Raw genomic sequence first — 15,705 nt, 5'->3', positions numbered from 1 at the left:
TACCTTATTTGTCCAAAACACGGCTGCGTTATTATCCAGATGTACAAAACGAAAGAGAGGGATGGAAAATGAAAAAAGCTTTGGTAAGGCTCTCTGCGGCGGCCACAGCCCTGGTCCTGCTGGCAGGATGCAGCGCCCAAAAGGATGATGCCATTGCCGTGATCGCCCGCGAGGAAGGCAGCGGGACACGCAGCGCTTTCATTGAACTTTTCGGAATTGAGGAAAAGGATGCAAACGGCAATAAAATCGATCACACCACGGAACAGGCGGATATTACCAACAGTACGTCGGTCATGATGACCAGTGTGGCGGGCAACCCCAATGCCATCGGGTACATATCGCTGGGTTCTCTCAACGATACCGTAAAAGCCCTTGAAATAGACGGCGCGGCCCCGACCGTTGAAAACATCAAGTCGGGAAAGTACAGGATCGCACGGCCTTTCAATATCGCCACAGGAGCGGATGTTTCGGAACCTGCCCGGGCCTTTATCGACTTCATCATGAGCTCGGAAGGACAAAAGGTCATCGAGGAAAACGGCTACATCGCAGCGGTGGACGACGCACCGGCCTATGCCGGAAGTGCCATACCGGGGAAAGTGGTGGTGGCAGGATCCTCCTCCGTGACACCTGTGATGGAAAAGCTGAAGGAAGCCTATCTGGCGGTCAATCCCAACGTCGAAATCGAGATACAGCAAAGCGATTCCTCCACCGGGATCAAGTCTGTCATTGACGGTGTGTGCGATATCGGCATGGCTTCCAGGGAGCTTAAGGACAGCGAGCTGGCCGCAGGGCTCACCCCCACGGTTATCGCCATGGATGGCATCGCGGTCATTGTAAACAACCAAAACCCTGTGACCGGCCTTACCAGCCAGCAGGTGCGGGCCATTTTCATGGGGGAGATAACCCGCTGGGGTGAACTGGATGGCTGAAAGAAGAAGCGACCGGGGCGGTATTGCTTTCGGCCCGGCCGAGGGAAAAAACGTTTCATTGAAATGTTTCCGGGAGTCGCTGGCCGCCGGCCTCTTTGCCGCTGCGGCCTGCATTTGTGTTCTTGCGGTGGTGCTTATCTGCGCATTTCTGCTGGCCAATGGTATTCCGGGCATGGTGCGGATTGGTGTGTTCGACTTTTTAACGGGTACCAGGTGGAAACCGAGCAATAACCTCTATGGCATCATGCCCATGATCCTCGGAAGCCTCTATGTGACAGCCGGGGCACTCCTTGTGGGCGTGCCGGCCGGCATACTGACGGCATTGTTCATGTCACGGTTTGCGTCCAGGCGAATGCTGAAGTTTATGAAGCCTGCCGTATCGCTGCTTGCAGGCATCCCTTCCGTGGTTTTCGGCTTTTTTGGCCTGGTGGTCATCGTGCCTCTCATCCGTGAGCTTTTCGGCGGAAACGGTTCCAGCCTGCTGGCCGCCTGTGTACTGCTGGGAATGATGATCCTGCCCACCATCATCACGGTGTCGGAATCGGCGCTGAACGCAGTGCCGCAGAGCTATTACGAGGGTGCCCTGGCCCTGGGAGCGACCCATGAGCGGGCTGTTTTCAGGGTGGTACTACCGGCGGCCAAATCAGGGGTGGCCGCCTCGGTCATCCTGGGAATAGGGCGGGCCATTGGTGAGGCCATGGCGGTCATGATGGTAGCCGGCAACTGGCCGGTGATCCCCGACAGCCTGTTAAAGGGCGTTCGTACGCTGACCAGCAATATTGTGATGGAAATGGGATATGCGGCCGACCTGCACCGGGAAGCACTGATTGCCACCGCTGTCGTGCTGTTTGTGTTTATTCTCAGCATCAACCTGCTGTTTTCAATCCTGAAAAGGAGGGCCGGACTATGAGTGCCAGAGCAAAATCCTTTGCGGCCCGCCTGTTGGTTTATGCAGGAGCATCTTTTTCCATGACGGTGTTGCTCTTCATCATGGGGTACATTCTCGTCAGGGGGATACCCCATCTGTCTCCCGCGCTCTTTGCCTGGGAATATAATTCGGAGAATGTATCGTTGACACCTGCGCTGATCAATACCCTGTACATGACCGTTTTGTCCCTTGCCTTCGCAGTCCCCCTGGGGGTTGGAGCCGCCATTTACCTTTCGGAATACGCAAAGCGCAGCAGCAGGCTGGTCAAGGTGGTGCGCCTCACGGCGGAAACCCTTTCAGGCATTCCCTCCATCATATATGGGTTGTTCGGTGCGCTGTTCTTCGTGGTAACGCTCAGGATGAATCTGTCCCTGATGGCTGGGGCACTGACCCTGTCCATCATGATACTGCCGCTCATCATGCGTACCACCGAGGAAGCACTCCTGGCGGTCCCTGATGCCTACCGGGAAGGGAGCTTTGGATTGGGAGCGGGCAGGCTCCGGACCACGTTAAAGATCGTGCTTCCTTCAGCTGCTCCGGGCATTCTTGCCGGTGTCATACTGGGGATCGGACGCATCGTGGGAGAAACAGCTGCCCTCATCTACACGGCAGGTACTGTGCCGGAGGCTGCCGAGAACCTGTTGGATTCCGCACGGACCCTTTCAGTACACATGTACTCGCTTGCCAGTGAAGGCTTGCACATCGAAGAGGCTTATGCCACAGCGGTCGTCCTGTTGGCGACGGTTGCAGGGATAAACGCATTGTCGGCCTGGACAGCAGGAAGGCTTGGAAGGAGGAGCAATGGCCAAATTTGAAATTGAGAATCTCAACCTATGGTACGGATCACATCATGCATTGAAGCATGTGAGCCTGTCCATAGAAGCGCTTAAAATCACGGCTTTGATCGGGCCGTCCGGCTGTGGCAAGAGCACATTGCTCAAAACGCTGAATCGGATGAACGACCTGGTGGAAGGCTGCAGGATAACAGGACGGGTGCTGTTGGACGGCCAGGACGTGTATGGCGGCATGGACACTTCACTTCTGCGCAGGCGGGTGGGAATGGTATTCCAAAAACCCAATCCGTTTCCCATGAGCGTTTATGACAATGTTGCATTCGGCCCGCGCACTCATGGTATCCGCGGAAAGGCCCGGCTGGATGATATCGTGGAACGATCGCTGAGGGCTGCCGCCATCTGGGATGAACTGAAAGACTGCCTGAAAAAGGATGCTCTGAGGCTTTCCGGCGGGCAGCAGCAGCGGCTGTGCATCGCCAGGGCCCTGGCTGTGGAGCCGGAGGTGCTGCTCATGGATGAGCCTACCAGCGCTCTCGACCCCATCTCCACATCCAGGATAGAGGACCTTGTTGTGTCGCTCAAACAGAATTATACTATCATCATAGTGACCCATAACATGCAGCAGGCCGCGAGAATCTCCGACAGGACAGCGTTTTTTCTCCTTGGCGAGCTCGTGGAATACGGCGATACCGAAAAGTTGTTCTCTCTGCCCCGGGATAAACGCACCGAGAACTATATCACAGGGAGGTTCGGATGATGAGAAACCGGTTTGAAGAGCAACTGGGCCTGCTGAACAGGGAACTTTTGAAAATGGGAGCCCTCATTGAGCTGTCCATTAAGAACGCAACACAGGCGCTGTTGAAGCAGGATGTGGATGCAGCCAGGGCTGCCATCAGGTTTGATAACGAGATAGATCAGATGGAACGCGATATCGAGGCGCTGTGCCTGAAGCTGTTGCTTCAGCAGCAACCGGTTGCCGGGGACTTAAGGCTCATTTCGGCAGCCATGAAGATGATCACAGATATGGAGCGCATTGGCGATCAGGCGGCCGATATTTCCGAAATCGTGGTTCATCTTTCCGGCGCGCCCTATATCAAAAAACTGGAGCATCTTCCGCTGATGGCCGATACCGCCGCCAATATGGTCACCGGAAGCCTTGACGCCTTTGTAGCCAAGGATTTGGAGCTTGTCTGCAAGATTATCGCCATGGACGACATCATTGATGACCTGTTCGACATCATCAAAAATGAACTCATAGAACTCATACGAAGAGACGCGGCCTGCGGTACGCAGGCCATGGACCTTCTGATGATTGCCAAGTACTTTGAACGTATTGGCGACCATGCCCAGAACATCGCCGAATGGGTGGAATATTCCATTACAGGTCGGCATAAAGGGGAGTATCTCTCATGATCTATTATGTGGAGGATGATGAAAACATACGGGAACTTGTGGTGTATACCCTGTCACAGGTAGGGCTTCCGGCCGTGGGATTTCCGGACGCAACCGCATTCTGGTCCGCCATGGAGGAGCAGCTTCCGGAACTCATCCTGCTGGATATCATGCTGCCCCGGGAGGACGGACTGGCCATCCTGAAGCGCCTGCGTTCCGATGAAAGGTCTTCAGAGATCCCGGTCATCATGATCACGGCCAGGGGTAGCGAATTCGACAAGGTGCTTGGGCTGGATCTCGGTGCGGATGACTATATTGCAAAGCCCTTCGGCATGGCTGAACTGGTGGCGCGCATCAAGGCAAGGCTCAGGAGAAAACCGGGAAAACCAGACGAAGAAAAGCTTTCGGTCGGCACCCTGGTGCTGGATAAAAAGGCGCACAGGGTTACGGTGGAAGGAGCTGAGGTTTCCCTGACCCTCAAGGAATACGAACTGCTTCGGATACTCATGGAAAACAGGGGAATGGTTCTGACCCGTGATCAGCTCCTGGAGAGGGTATGGGATTACAGTTATGACGGCAGCTCCCGTACGGTGGATGTCCATATACAGACACTGCGCACAAAACTTGGATGCTGCGGGGAGCTGATCGAAACCGTGCGCGGCGTCGGCTACAGGTTTGGAGGCAGAAGCCATGACTAAGCGTATTTTTCGGGGGATTTTTCTGACAGCGCTTTCGGCGATGATCCTGGCTGCCCTGTTAATCACCCTGTCCGTGTATTATGTTTATGAAATGCGTATGACAGAAGAACTGCGTTCAGAAGCAGCATACATCCTCCACGGCCTTTCCCGTGCGGAATCTGAACTTGCCTATTTTGAAGGGTTCGCCTCCCCAAACCGGGTAACGCTGGTGGCCGCCGATGGCACCGTGCTCTACGACAGCTCCAAAAAAGCCTCCGGACTGGATAATCATTACCACCGACCGGAAGTGAACGAAGCCCTTAAAACCGGAAGCGGCGAAAGCCGGAGGTATTCCAGCACCCTTGCCGAAACGACCTTTTACTATGCGGTAATGACTCCCGACGGGAATGTGCTGAGACTGTCCAATACGCGAAGCTCCGTTTTGGGCATTTTCCTGCGGATTGCACCCCTGCTGCTCCTTATCATGTCCGGCGTTGCTGTTGTTTCGCTGGTGATTGCGCGCCTGGTTTCCTGGCGTATCGTGACCCCCATCAATACGCTCAATCTGGATGCCCCCTTGGAGAACGATGTCTATGATGAATTGTCCCCGCTGCTATTGCGCCTGGATCGCCAGAAAAAACAGATTGCCATGCAGATGAAAGCCCTTGCGGAAAAGCAGCATGAGCTTTCCGCTGTCACCGAAAACATGCGGGAGGGCCTGATCCTATTGGATGCGAACAGCCATGTGATATCCATGAACGCAAGCGCAGGCAGGATTTTCGGCGTGGAAGCCGGCAGGATGGCAGGCAGCAGCATCCTGGCCCTTGTTCGCGACGCTTTGGTAAAAGAGGCCATTGAAAGCGCCCACCGGGGATCAAGCGCCGACGCCGTGTTCGAAAGGAACGGGCGGCATTACCAGGTGCTGGCAAGCCCGGTTGCACAAAACGGTTCGGCCACCGATGTTGTGCTGCTCATGCTGGATATTACCGACAGGTATACCGCAGAAATGAGCCGCAGAGAGTTCACCGCCAATGTTTCCCATGAACTGAAAACCCCGCTCACCTCCATTTCAGGGTATGCGGAAATCATGCGGGACGGCCTGGCCAGACCTGAGGATATGAAGGCCTTCGCCGCGCGTATCTGCGACGAGGCAAACCGCCTGATTGCCCTGGTGAACGATATCCTGGAACTGTCGCGCCTGGATGAACATAAAGGTTTGGGCGAAAAGACCGAGGTGGATCTTCTTCAGATGGCGCAAAGCGTGGCAAGGCATTTTATGCCCCGTGCCGAAGAGAAAGGCATCATTCTTTCGGTGGATGGGATGGACCTGTCGGTTTACGGTTATCCGGCACTGCTCAATGAGATGATCGCCAACCTGGTGGACAACGCCGTGAAATACACCGACAGAGGAGGAGCCGTCAGGATTAGCGTAGCTCAAAGAGATAACAGCATTGTCCTGTCGGTGTGCGATACCGGCATAGGCATCCCGGAAGAGCATCAGCCTCATGTTTTTGAACGCTTCTACCGGGTGGACAAGAGCCATTCCAAAGCCACCGGCGGTACAGGCCTGGGGCTTTCCATCGTCAAGCATATTGCCGCGGTCCACGATGCGGACATCAGGCTTGAGAGCGAAGTGGGGAAGGGCACCTGCGTCCATATACTGTTCAAACGTCTCCATCAGCTGTAAGGCCATATGCCGGGCTGCTCACGTAAGGAACCTGGTACGTATTCCAGAGGAGAGCTTGACGTTTTCGGCAGAACGAAAGGGGAGGTTAACTCATGCAGAAACTGAGCAAGCAGACCAGAACCATTATCATTGCGGCAATCGCTTTGACAGCTGTGCTGGGCATAGGACTGGCATTTTACCTGGTAACAGGCAGAACACCCGCTGTATCCAAACAGTATGTGCTTGAAAATGCCACCGAGCGGGATAAACTGGCGCGCATGATGTCGGTGACGCTGTATAAGAATGGCTCCGCAGAACTCGGCACAGCGCTGATAAGCAGCTATATGCCGCCGCCTTGCACCTATGCCTTTAAAACGGGGAACTGCTGATCTGCGCCAAAATAGACAGCGAACATGGAGAAGCTGCCTTCGGCGTCAGGAACGGGGAGGTCATCGCCCGTTTTGAGGTTGTCGACGACAATACCCTGGTGTTTAAATCCTCTACCGTCCCGCTGTTTGCGGACAAAGGAGCCCGATATGTATCCATGCCGCAGCAGGATGAAACGGTATTGCCATGATTCCGCAATAAAGCAAGGCACCCTGCATAAGTAAATGCAGGGTGCCTTGCCGCTTTACCGGAGGCTAACGGGTAGCCGGTCTGGGTTGAGTCTCTACCCTGAACTTGACGATTTCACGGATTAGATCTGTTGGAAGCGGTTTATTGTGCGGAAATTGCACGGCACCTTTCGAAGTTTTATAGCCGGACAGCTTTTCCTTAAAGGCGGTTATGCCTTCCGGCTGCGGATAGAACCCGATGTGATTCTTGAACGCGGCAAAATGAACCAGCCATTTGCCATGGAGATCATATGTGGGCATCCTCATGCAGATTCTTTCGGTAGCCTGTGGTGCCAGTTCAAGGATAATCTTTCTTATGGCGCACAACCTTTCCTGAATGTCCCCGGGGAAACCTGCGATGTACTTATCGACTTCATTCATTCAGGCCACCTCCATATGCCTTTGTGACATGTATCGGATTTTATGCCGGTTTTCTCCAGACATATCTGGGTCCCTCAGCACCCAAAACCCCCTTGGGAACAAAACCTGCCTTCTCAAGGACCCTTTGGGAAGCGATGTTGTCCGGCTCTGTTTCCGCTTCTATGGATGATACGCCCGGCTGTTCCGACGCCCAGCGTACGACGGCGGATACCGCCTCGGTCATCAGGCCTTTTCCTTCGTACGCGGGATCCATCCCGTAACCGATCTCGACCATCCCTTTTTCATCAAGCCCCTTGAAAGACAAACTGCCGACTGTCTTTTTGCTGCCGTCATTGAGCTGGAGCACCCACAGCGCATACCAGATGCGCTGCTTAGGATTTCTCAGACAACCGGCAAGCATTTCCGAATAGGCGGCTTTCAGCACTTCGTTCGTTTCCCTGCCGATCACTTCCCGCATCTCTTCATCCGATAATGGGTAAATGATAAGCCGCTTCGTATGAATCATGCCTGCTTTACTCCCTTGTGCGCAGCCATTGGAGCACGGGTTCCAGGTTTTCCTCCCGCACGCCGTCAAAGCCGTTTTCGATGATGTCAATGTATTCTGCCAGCTCCTCATCCTTCTCTTTACGGTTTTTGAGCATTTTCAGAAAGAGAGTGAGCATGATTTTGTCCATGCCTTTAAGCTCCCTCAAAGGCAGGCATCCGCCGCGCAGATAGAAGAAGGGCAAGCCTTCTATGCCGTTTCGCTCAATGACGGCTTCTTCACTGGGTTCGGCGCTACGCGCAGTGCCCACGGCGCAAACCGCTTTCAGGTTATGCTTCCTGACCCTTTTCAGTCCCTGTATGGTGCCGGCCTTCATCCAGCCCAGGAAAAGGATGGGCTCATCCTTCATGGCCGGCGGAAGATCCTTTGCCCGGTAAGCCTTAAACCCGGTCTTTTCCGAAAGCATATCGGCATATTTCTTGGTAAAACCCGTTTTTGACTCATATGCAATGATCATGCTGTAAGCCTCCTGACGACCATTCTGGCCCGAATTTTAATATTAAATACAACATTTCCCTTTCAGATGTCTGATGTTTTCTTCACGGAGCAGGGGAATGCAGCCATGAGCGTAAAAACCTTGCCGTCGTGCTCTGCCTTGACATAGCCTCCGTAAGCCTCAACAACCTTTCTGATGTTCTGCATGCCCATCCCTCTTGTTTTGGCATCCTTGGTTGAATGGTAATGCCCGTTCTGAATGTTGAGGGTACCGTTGTATGCGTTCTCGATCCTGATCAGCAGCTGGTTGTCCATCGATCTGGCTTCCGAGGATATGAACCGCGCATGGGGTTTGTCCAGGGCGGTACAGGCTTCCATGGCGTTTTCCAGGGCGTTGCCCAATACAATGCAGAGATCGATATCGCTCATGGAAAGATGTTTTGGGATGCTGCAGGCACAGCGGAAAGGAATGCCGGCTTCCCTGGCTTTCAGGGCGTAATAGCCCAGGATGGAATTTGCGACGACATTTTCACAATAATGGGGGAGCGGTTCGGTATCTGTCTTTTCGGAGTATTCGGCCAGGAACGCATTCAACTCCCGATAGCTTCCCTCGTCGCATAGCCTTCTGATGGCCCCGACAAAATGGCGCATATCGTGTTTTATCCCGCGGATTTCGTTTATTTGCAAACTTATGGCATCATAATACTCCTTCTGCATGGCGATCTGGTTCTTTGCCATCTCCAACTGGTAGGATGATACAGCCAGATCCCGATATACACCGGCAATGCGCAGGGCGGATACGAGGCTTTGGATCATCAGGCACACCGAGAGCAGGATCAGCATGGCCAGGGACATATTGGGATAGATGTTCCCGTTGATATAATAGCAATCGATAAACAGGCCGGAAATACCAAGAATGATGCCCCAGTAAGCGATGAGACCATGTTTTTCCAAATAATGACAGTTTAGATACACTTTAAAGAAAGAATGGGTCTCCAGGGCAAAAACAGCGACAGGGAGCAGAACCGTCAGATAGCGGTTGTAGACATCCCGGGGCACAAGAAGATAAACAAGGTATATGACCGTATAGTAAATGAAAAAGCTCCACTTCTCCTTCCGGGAGAAGAATACCCTGAACTGCTCCTGGGCAAGGAAGATCAGCAGAAAGTTAAGTGCGAAGGTGACCAGAAACATCAGTGCATTGGTTGATTCGTAAGAAAGGCTGAAGAATACGGTATCCTGCCAGAAGCTGTAGAACTCGGTGGTCAGCATGATGCGCAGCATGATTAAAAAGCTCATGGCCGGAGGCCACACGGCACGCCTGTTATTCCGGAAAGACAGCATATAGATGACAACCAGGATGAAGAAGGAGGACAAGACCGTCCCAAAAAGGATAAACCGTATGCCGTTTCGGGTGGCGTCTGACTGAATGGCCTGGTTGTAATCCTTCAGCACAGGAGCCTTGTACAGCCCGGAGAAACGTGTGGTCGCCACCTCGATGACAACCTCGTGGACCTCCGAATCGGACAGTGTCACAGGATAGAGCTTTGCCTTAGGCACGGTATGAATGCCCGAAATATCATTCGAAACACGGCCGCTCTCTGCGGCAAGCATGCCGTCTATGAAAACGCGATAGGCACTGCCGAAGTCCGGGATAAAAACCGTAACGGGATAGGGATGGCTCAGCCCGTGCAGGATAAGCCGATAGCTGGCATAACCGTTTGCCGGAAGCCACATCCCGTCTATTTTATGCCTGGACCAGTAACCGGGGACATCGATGAAGAAATCGGGCTGTTGTGTTCCCTGTCCTTCCGTGATTATCAGATGTTTCCAGTAAAATCCCATTTGCCGTCAAGCACAACTGTCCGGGCAGGGGAAGCCATCTGCAAGTCCATTTTCCCGTCCGTTGCTTCCGGAGCGCCGGTAAGGCTATGGTAGCTCAAGGTATTGACAACGGGCAGATGGGTAAACACGATGACAAATATCAGTCCCAGGATCAGGTATACTCTTGCATGCTTAACATTGCTGGCCGTCAAATGTGATGGATGCCACAGGCGAGGAGAGGGTAAGGGGCCCGATGCTGCCATTTTCGGATTTTTCAAATGCCGCTTTGGGAACCATGAATGTCACTGATGCCGCATCGCCGGAAACAGTCGTTTGGATGCCACTACCGCCGGAAGCGCTGCCGCCGGAGGATGAACTACCGGAAGAACCGCCTCCTGATGAGCCGCCGGAGGCATTTGCCTTCCATTGGGCATAGACGGTGATGTCGGAAGTCACCGGCGTGCTTTCGGTAAAGGGCGTACCGCGTCCGTTGGCCTGTGTGTTCCAGCCCATAAAGGTATAACCCGGGCGTTCGGGCGGTTGCGGAAGGTGACCAATGCTCCTGCCTTCGGGTACGGTGATGCTGATGGGACTGGTTCCGGCATTCCCGCTGTTGCTGTTGAATGTGACCGTATAGGTGGTACGGGCAAAGTAAAGGGTATAGGCCCTTTTGGTCATGCCGTCTTCCGCTGTAACCTCAATGACGACGCTGCCCGGCAGTTCTGTCAGGGGAGAAAGGGTGATGCGGGCTTTATCGTCGTTTGCAATGGGCCCGATGGACATGGGGATATGCTCAAATTTCATACCGCTGGGTACGATGATATCATAAAGGTATTGATCAGGACTGAATCCATCTACCGCTTCATAGCCAAAGAAAAGCCTTGCCAGGGAAGCGTCGCTGCCGGGTACGTAGTCATCCCCGGTAATATCAACCCTTATGTAATCGTATGTCTGGATATATCCCGAGTCAAAGTCAATGATAAAATATAACTGGGATTGCCCCGGATACAGGGAAAGGATATCCTCCTTGCCGATGATCAGCTGATTGCCCCGGACCGTAAAAGGTATGGCATCTCCGGCAGATCAATGGCGAGTAGACATTCACACCCCAAAAAGGCGCCGGCGCCGATGGACGTGACGCTTTCGGGTATTTCAACGATTGCCAGGAAAATGGAGCCGGAAAATGCGGCGTCGCTGATTGCCGTGAGGTTATCGGGCAGCTTTATCTTTATGATGGAGGTGCTTTCAAAAAGGCCCGGCCGCATTTCAATGCCCTCATCATAGGCCAGGCTGGTATCTGAAAAATCGACATCCTCCAGGTAATCGCATTTGTACCAGAATGTCTGGCGCAAGTAATCCTGATCAGCTTTGCTGAGTTCGCCGCCGGAAACCTTGAGGCTGAAAATGCAACCGTAGGCATCAGGGCAGCCCATGGCGTCAAGGTAGGCTTCTATCTCCGTGGCAAGGTTGCCGGCTGCATGGTTTTCTATTTTCACCTCGATTGCATCACAGGTGGTTACTTCCTCATCATACTCTTCCTGCGTATCCTTTCCTGTCTCTCCGGCGCTTGTGGTGAGCACCGGATTGTCAGAAGCCTTCCTTTCATCCGGATCATCCTGTGATTCTCCATCTGCCTGTTGGCTTTCGGCCATAAATTCTCCGCTGTACACATCATCCGGCGTATCGTCTGCGACTGCCGGAATAGCAGGCAGCATAGTCAGAATCATGATCAAAACAAGCAACAGGCTTAATGCATGTTTTCCCTGATACCACAATGATGTTCTCTTGGTTTCCAACTGCCTCACTCCTTAATAACGATTAATACGTTCATTGCATTGAAAATTGGAAGAAGATCGGCAATGGCGAAATTGGGCGTTTTTTTGGCGAAATTGGGTGAGACATGAAGATGATTTTTGCATTTCAGGTCAAATCAATACCTTTCGGGCAGAATCCTCCCATTCAACTGTTTTTTTTCGTATGATAGGAGCATGCTTTAAAAGCTTGTCAGCAAATCTTTCCCATAAACCATTGGGAGAAGTTCGGATGCATTGTTTTCCCTGCCTTGCAGGCATCGGTGCCGCATTATATTTGCACCGTGTTTTTTCTGTCTTGAAAACCGGGGTGCCGGTAAGCCATGGAGAGAAAAGCGCAATAGGGCTTCTGCATTTGTCGGCAGGTTGGTGGCGGATACCCTGTTGGGAGAATGCCAAATGGGCATATGCACTTTCGTTTTGGGGGGAACCTTATCATGAAAAAAGTCATAAGTTTGGTCATTGTGTTAGGCATGATCTTTACGATGATGCCACCGATAGCTTCTGCGGCGGATGAGCTGATGTTTGATTTAAAAACAGGCACCATCACGATTGAGAATGGTACTGAAAGTGGCCTGAGAATAACCCAGGATGGCGGAGAGGAGATGGACAATATCTCCGCATCCACCGTCATTAACCTGACACAGACCGGAGCAGGAACTACAGCCAATCGAATTATCGTAAAAGCGCACGTGCCTGACGGTGTGAACATCAGGCTCGACGGTGTCAACATCCAGGTGGGTAATGCGCCATTTGAAATTACCGCGGATGCAGGTCGGGTCAACCTGATTCTGGCTGACGGCAGTTCAAACAAGCTAATAAGCACCTCTAACAACTATGCCGGTTTGCAAAAAATGAATACAGGCAAGGAAGAAGACGGTCTGCTCACCATTTCCTGCGAGAGCGCATCATTAACCCACGAGTGCGATGAGAACTGCGGAGAACTTATTGCCGAATGCTTAGGCTTTTTCAGTGCCGGTATAGGCGGAGGTCAAAATTTCGGTGGATACGATATAGAAATATACGGTGGCCATATCATCGCTAACGGTGGCAAATTTGGTGGCGCCGGCATCGGCGGCGGCCAGGGATACACCGGTACAACAACGAATTATGGCGGCGATGCGAAAAATATCACCATCAGCGGCGGAACGGTTATTGCCCAGGCCCAGTCAACCGGCGACCATCTCGGCAGCGATATTGGCAGCGGTGGCCTCAGCGGCCGCACAGGTGCCTCCAGCAACCTTGTGATCACAGGCGGAAATATCTACGCTTCCCGCATGGGCACAACGCCTGTAAATGGCAGCGGCGCATCGGTTTATAAGGCAACCTTCACCATACCCGGCGATACAACGGGCTCAACAACCCTTGATGCCATAAGCGTCAAAACGAACGGCACGCCTTACGGCTATAGTACGAACGACACAAAAAGCATCCTGGTCGATGGTGAAGGAAAGCTTTTCATATACCTGCCCTCAGGTAATTCCGAAATAGAATACTCCGGCAAGGCCTACACAGCATATATTGATCCCTGGGGTAATGCACAATTCTTTGAGAAACCGGACCCCGTAACCATAAGTCTGCCGGCCATCCAGGGTGTTGCGCCGCCCGTGCGCGGAGCAACGCCGGTCAATGCCATCACCTGGACTGAAGAGTACACGGGCACCGTATCGTGGTCTCCGAACCACAGTCCCTTCCAGGCCGGTCAGGTCTATACGGCAACCATCACCCTGACGCCTGAGAATGGCTATACCCTGGAAGGGGTGCCTGAAGATTTCTTCTATGTTGACGGTGCGACAACGGTATCAAATGCTGCCAACTCCGGCGTGATCACAGCCGTGTTCCCGGCAACATCGGATCGGGTGCTGCTTGAGATCGTCATTACCACACCTCCCAGGAACACCTACAAATATGGTGAAACCTTCAGCAGGGAGGGCATGGTGGTAAAGGCCATTTATGATGATGGCAGCAAGGATCCGGATTTTACCGCCTATACGGTGGATAAAACAGGTTCCCTTACTTTGAGCGATACCACCGTCACCCTTGCCGCGATTGGCAATGATGACATCAAAACCACGCTAAGTATTACCGTCCAAAAGGCGGATGCCAATAACAGCGGCGGTTCGGCCACAGTCACCTTCGCAGGCGAAGGATTTAACCTTACCGCTATCGGCGGCTTGTTTACGTTGGATCCCCATGCCGGGGAAGCGACATACGGCCTGGAGGTCGGTGGATCGGGCGAGGGAACAATCAATGGCGGCACCCTGAACATCACAAAGGCGGGAACCTTTATCATCGGCCTTGTAACGGCGGGGACCGAAAACTGCGAGGCAGGCCCAAAGGTTACAGCCACGCTGACGGTGAATAAAGGCATGCAGCCGGCACCGATCGGGCTTGGCAAGTCCGACGCGAGCACCAACGGCGGCAGCAACGGAAAAATCACAGGTTTGGCCGCAAACACGGATTACGAATACAGGAAAGATGGCGGATCCTACACCGTGGTGTCATCCAATGCCTCCGGCGAGATTACGGGGCTTTCGGCAGGCTCATACGTGGTCCGGCTTCCCGAAACCGATCTGTATGAGGCAAGCCCGGACAGTCAGGCAGTAGTCATCGGGCAACCCGGTACACAGCCCGGCACTCCCGGCAGCGGAGGTTCAGGCAACGGCGGCAGTCCGGCAACCCCGTCACCGACCATCACGTTATCCGAAGTAAACAGTGAGCTTTTCGGCAACCGGCCGGACGATATCCGTGTGGAAGCGGATGCAGCCGGCGCCTTCGGCCAGTCTGTGGAAGTGAAAATAACCGACAGCGAAGATGCACAGAAAGAAATACTCCCCCTGGCAGGAGCAGGGGAGGAGGTATATCCCTTTGATATCAGCGTGCATTCCCGGGCTGGCTACAGCGTAAAAATTACCCTGCCTGTCCCTGAAAGGCTGCTGGATGTCAGGGAAAGGATCAGAGTGGTTTACAAAAAGGATGGCAGACTGGAAACCCTGATGTCACAACTCATTGAGAAAAATGGCAAATGGTATATCACCTTTGAGGCTGTCCACTTCAGCCCCTATGCCCTGGTGGTCAGCCCGGCGCCTGAAAAAGTCTGGACGAATCCGTTCATGGATGTCAGGGAGGACGACTGGTTTTATTCTGCCGTCCGGTTTACGGCGCAGAACAGCCTCATGGTGGGCACCGGTAAAAATACCTTCTCACCCCATATGGCAACCAACCGGGGTATGCTCGTCACGATCCTGTATAAGCTGAGCGGCTCGGAAGAAAACACAAATAGCACCTTCATGGACGTGGCTCCCGGCGCCTACTATGCGAAAGCGGTGGCCTGGGCCCAAAGGAACGGCCTTGTCGCAGGGTATGGCAACGGTATGTTCGGTCCTGAGGACAGCATCACACGCGAACAACTGGCAACCATATTGTGGAAATATGCAGGTTTGCCTGAGGCGGACATCACAGCCCTTGCTGTCTTCAAGGATGCCGGGGAAATATCCGCCTATGCTGTGAACGCCCTGGCCTGGGCGTATGAATCGGGTATTATAACCGGAAAAGGCAACGGAATTCTGGATCCCAGGGGCACGTCCACCAGGGCGGAGACCGCCAGGATTCTTGAACGCTTTGTGGAACAGGCGAGCTCGGTGAAGTAAGCTTTCTGCCTGCCTGCCCAAGAAATTGCAGGATTGATTCGAAAAACTTGCAAATTTTGG

Annotated in this window: 16 protein-coding genes; 9 read left to right on the top strand and 7 right to left on the bottom strand. The window is 53.2% G+C overall.

Annotation, left to right across the window (positions count from 1 at the left end; genetic code table 11):
- The first annotated feature begins 68 nt into the window (after positions 1-68).
- The 8 genes from F3H12_RS00515 to F3H12_RS00480 all read left to right on the top strand — a co-directional run bounded on the left by F3H12_RS00515 (position 69) and on the right by F3H12_RS00480 (position 6,775).
- Entirely contained in the window at positions 69-929 is an 861-nt protein-coding gene (locus F3H12_RS00515; protein WP_149677377.1) for a substrate-binding domain-containing protein, read from the top strand.
- Complete coding sequence (gene pstC / locus F3H12_RS00510; protein ID WP_188118289.1) at positions 922-1,839, top strand: phosphate ABC transporter permease subunit PstC; 918 nt, start codon at positions 922-924, stop codon at positions 1,837-1,839. Before F3H12_RS00515 ends, pstC begins: the two co-directional genes overlap by 8 nt.
- The gene (gene pstA, locus F3H12_RS00505; protein WP_149677376.1) at positions 1,836-2,672 is read left to right on the top strand and encodes a phosphate ABC transporter permease PstA; all 837 of its coding nucleotides are present in this window, start codon (positions 1,836-1,838) and stop codon (positions 2,670-2,672) included. Before pstC ends, pstA begins: the two co-directional genes overlap by 4 nt.
- Positions 2,659-3,408, top strand: coding sequence for a phosphate ABC transporter ATP-binding protein PstB (pstB, locus tag F3H12_RS00500; protein WP_149677375.1), 750 nt, complete (start codon positions 2,659-2,661; stop codon positions 3,406-3,408). The genes pstA and pstB overlap by 14 nt, the downstream gene beginning before the upstream one ends.
- Entirely contained in the window at positions 3,405-4,064 is a 660-nt protein-coding gene (phoU, locus tag F3H12_RS00495) for a phosphate signaling complex protein PhoU (RefSeq protein WP_324448541.1), read from the top strand. Before pstB ends, phoU begins: the two co-directional genes overlap by 4 nt.
- Positions 4,061-4,741 (top strand): response regulator transcription factor, encoded by a 681-nt coding sequence (locus F3H12_RS00490; protein WP_149677374.1) that lies wholly within the window; start codon positions 4,061-4,063, stop codon positions 4,739-4,741. The genes phoU and F3H12_RS00490 overlap by 4 nt, the downstream gene beginning before the upstream one ends.
- Positions 4,734-6,407: a sensor histidine kinase gene (locus F3H12_RS00485; protein ID WP_149677373.1), complete on the top strand. Its 1,674-nt coding sequence runs from the start codon at positions 4,734-4,736 to the stop codon at positions 6,405-6,407. The genes F3H12_RS00490 and F3H12_RS00485 overlap by 8 nt, the downstream gene beginning before the upstream one ends.
- 92 nt (positions 6,408-6,499) lie before the next feature.
- Positions 6,500-6,775: a hypothetical protein gene (locus F3H12_RS00480; RefSeq protein ID WP_149677372.1), complete on the top strand. Its 276-nt coding sequence runs from the start codon at positions 6,500-6,502 to the stop codon at positions 6,773-6,775.
- Positions 6,776-7,027: 252 nt separating this feature from the next.
- Here F3H12_RS00480 and F3H12_RS00475 read toward each other — a convergent pair whose 3' ends face one another.
- The 7 genes from F3H12_RS00475 to F3H12_RS00450 form a co-directional block, all read right to left on the bottom strand.
- The gene (locus F3H12_RS00475; protein ID WP_149677371.1) at positions 7,028-7,381 is read right to left on the bottom strand and encodes an iron chaperone; all 354 of its coding nucleotides are present in this window, start codon (positions 7,379-7,381) and stop codon (positions 7,028-7,030) included.
- A gap of 40 nt (positions 7,382-7,421) precedes the next feature.
- Complete coding sequence (locus tag F3H12_RS00470) at positions 7,422-7,886, bottom strand: GNAT family N-acetyltransferase (protein ID WP_149677370.1); 465 nt, start codon at positions 7,884-7,886, stop codon at positions 7,422-7,424.
- A gap of 7 nt (positions 7,887-7,893) precedes the next feature.
- Positions 7,894-8,382, bottom strand: a complete 489-nt coding sequence (locus F3H12_RS00465; RefSeq protein ID WP_149677369.1) for a flavodoxin domain-containing protein — start codon at positions 8,380-8,382, stop codon at positions 7,894-7,896.
- Positions 8,383-8,444: 62 nt separating this feature from the next.
- Positions 8,445-10,205, bottom strand: a complete 1,761-nt coding sequence (locus F3H12_RS00460) for an ATP-binding protein (protein WP_243133138.1) — start codon at positions 10,203-10,205, stop codon at positions 8,445-8,447.
- Positions 10,181-10,396, bottom strand: a complete 216-nt coding sequence (locus F3H12_RS13435) for a hypothetical protein (RefSeq protein ID WP_243133137.1) — start codon at positions 10,394-10,396, stop codon at positions 10,181-10,183. The genes F3H12_RS00460 and F3H12_RS13435 overlap by 25 nt, the downstream gene beginning before the upstream one ends.
- Positions 10,377-10,988 (bottom strand): InlB B-repeat-containing protein, encoded by a 612-nt coding sequence (locus F3H12_RS00455; protein WP_149677368.1) that lies wholly within the window; start codon positions 10,986-10,988, stop codon positions 10,377-10,379. Before F3H12_RS00455 ends, F3H12_RS13435 begins: the two co-directional genes overlap by 20 nt.
- Positions 10,989-11,221: 233 nt before the next feature.
- On the bottom strand, positions 11,222-11,980 hold the full coding sequence (locus tag F3H12_RS00450) for a leucine-rich repeat domain-containing protein (RefSeq protein ID WP_243133136.1): 759 nt from the start codon (positions 11,978-11,980) through the stop codon (positions 11,222-11,224).
- Positions 11,981-12,432: 452 nt separating this feature from the next.
- Here F3H12_RS00450 and F3H12_RS00445 point away from each other — a divergent pair, with 452 nt between their 5' ends.
- Positions 12,433-15,645 carry an S-layer homology domain-containing protein gene (locus F3H12_RS00445; RefSeq protein ID WP_149677367.1) on the top strand — a complete coding sequence of 1,071 codons (3,213 nt, stop codon included), beginning with the start codon at positions 12,433-12,435 and terminating at the stop codon, positions 15,643-15,645.
- Positions 15,646-15,705 lie beyond the last annotated feature (60 nt).

The sequence above is a fragment of the Thermoclostridium caenicola genome (assembly GCF_900142095.1).
Taxonomy (GTDB): Bacteria; Bacillota; Clostridia; order DSM-8532; family DSM-8532; genus Thermoclostridium_A; species Thermoclostridium_A caenicola.
This window is presented reverse-complemented; position numbering and strand designations above follow the sequence as displayed.

What these genes read in the sequence shown, in the direction of transcription:
- F3H12_RS00475 (WP_149677371.1), bottom strand. Translation starts at nt 7,381, where the DNA reads ATGAATGAAGTCGATAAGTACATCGCAGGTTTCCCCGGGGACATTCAG.
- F3H12_RS00455 (WP_149677368.1), bottom strand. Translation starts at nt 10,988, where the DNA reads ATGAAATTTGAGCATATCCCCATGTCCATCGGGCCCATTGCAAACGAC.
- F3H12_RS00490 (WP_149677374.1), top strand. Translation starts at nt 4,061, where the DNA reads ATGATCTATTATGTGGAGGATGATGAAAACATACGGGAACTTGTGGTG.
- F3H12_RS00515 (WP_149677377.1), top strand. Translation starts at nt 69, where the DNA reads ATGAAAAAAGCTTTGGTAAGGCTCTCTGCGGCGGCCACAGCCCTGGTC.
- pstA (WP_149677376.1), top strand. Translation starts at nt 1,836, where the DNA reads ATGAGTGCCAGAGCAAAATCCTTTGCGGCCCGCCTGTTGGTTTATGCA.
- pstC (WP_188118289.1), top strand. Translation starts at nt 922, where the DNA reads ATGGCTGAAAGAAGAAGCGACCGGGGCGGTATTGCTTTCGGCCCGGCC.
- phoU (WP_324448541.1), top strand. Translation starts at nt 3,405, where the DNA reads ATGATGAGAAACCGGTTTGAAGAGCAACTGGGCCTGCTGAACAGGGAA.
- F3H12_RS00445 (WP_149677367.1), top strand. Translation starts at nt 12,433, where the DNA reads ATGAAAAAAGTCATAAGTTTGGTCATTGTGTTAGGCATGATCTTTACG.
- F3H12_RS00465 (WP_149677369.1), bottom strand. Translation starts at nt 8,382, where the DNA reads ATGATCATTGCATATGAGTCAAAAACGGGTTTTACCAAGAAATATGCC.
- F3H12_RS00460 (WP_243133138.1), bottom strand. Translation starts at nt 10,205, where the DNA reads ATGGGATTTTACTGGAAACATCTGATAATCACGGAAGGACAGGGAACA.
- pstB (WP_149677375.1), top strand. Translation starts at nt 2,659, where the DNA reads ATGGCCAAATTTGAAATTGAGAATCTCAACCTATGGTACGGATCACAT.
- F3H12_RS00470 (WP_149677370.1), bottom strand. Translation starts at nt 7,886, where the DNA reads ATGATTCATACGAAGCGGCTTATCATTTACCCATTATCGGATGAAGAG.
- F3H12_RS00485 (WP_149677373.1), top strand. Translation starts at nt 4,734, where the DNA reads ATGACTAAGCGTATTTTTCGGGGGATTTTTCTGACAGCGCTTTCGGCG.
- F3H12_RS00480 (WP_149677372.1), top strand. Translation starts at nt 6,500, where the DNA reads ATGCAGAAACTGAGCAAGCAGACCAGAACCATTATCATTGCGGCAATC.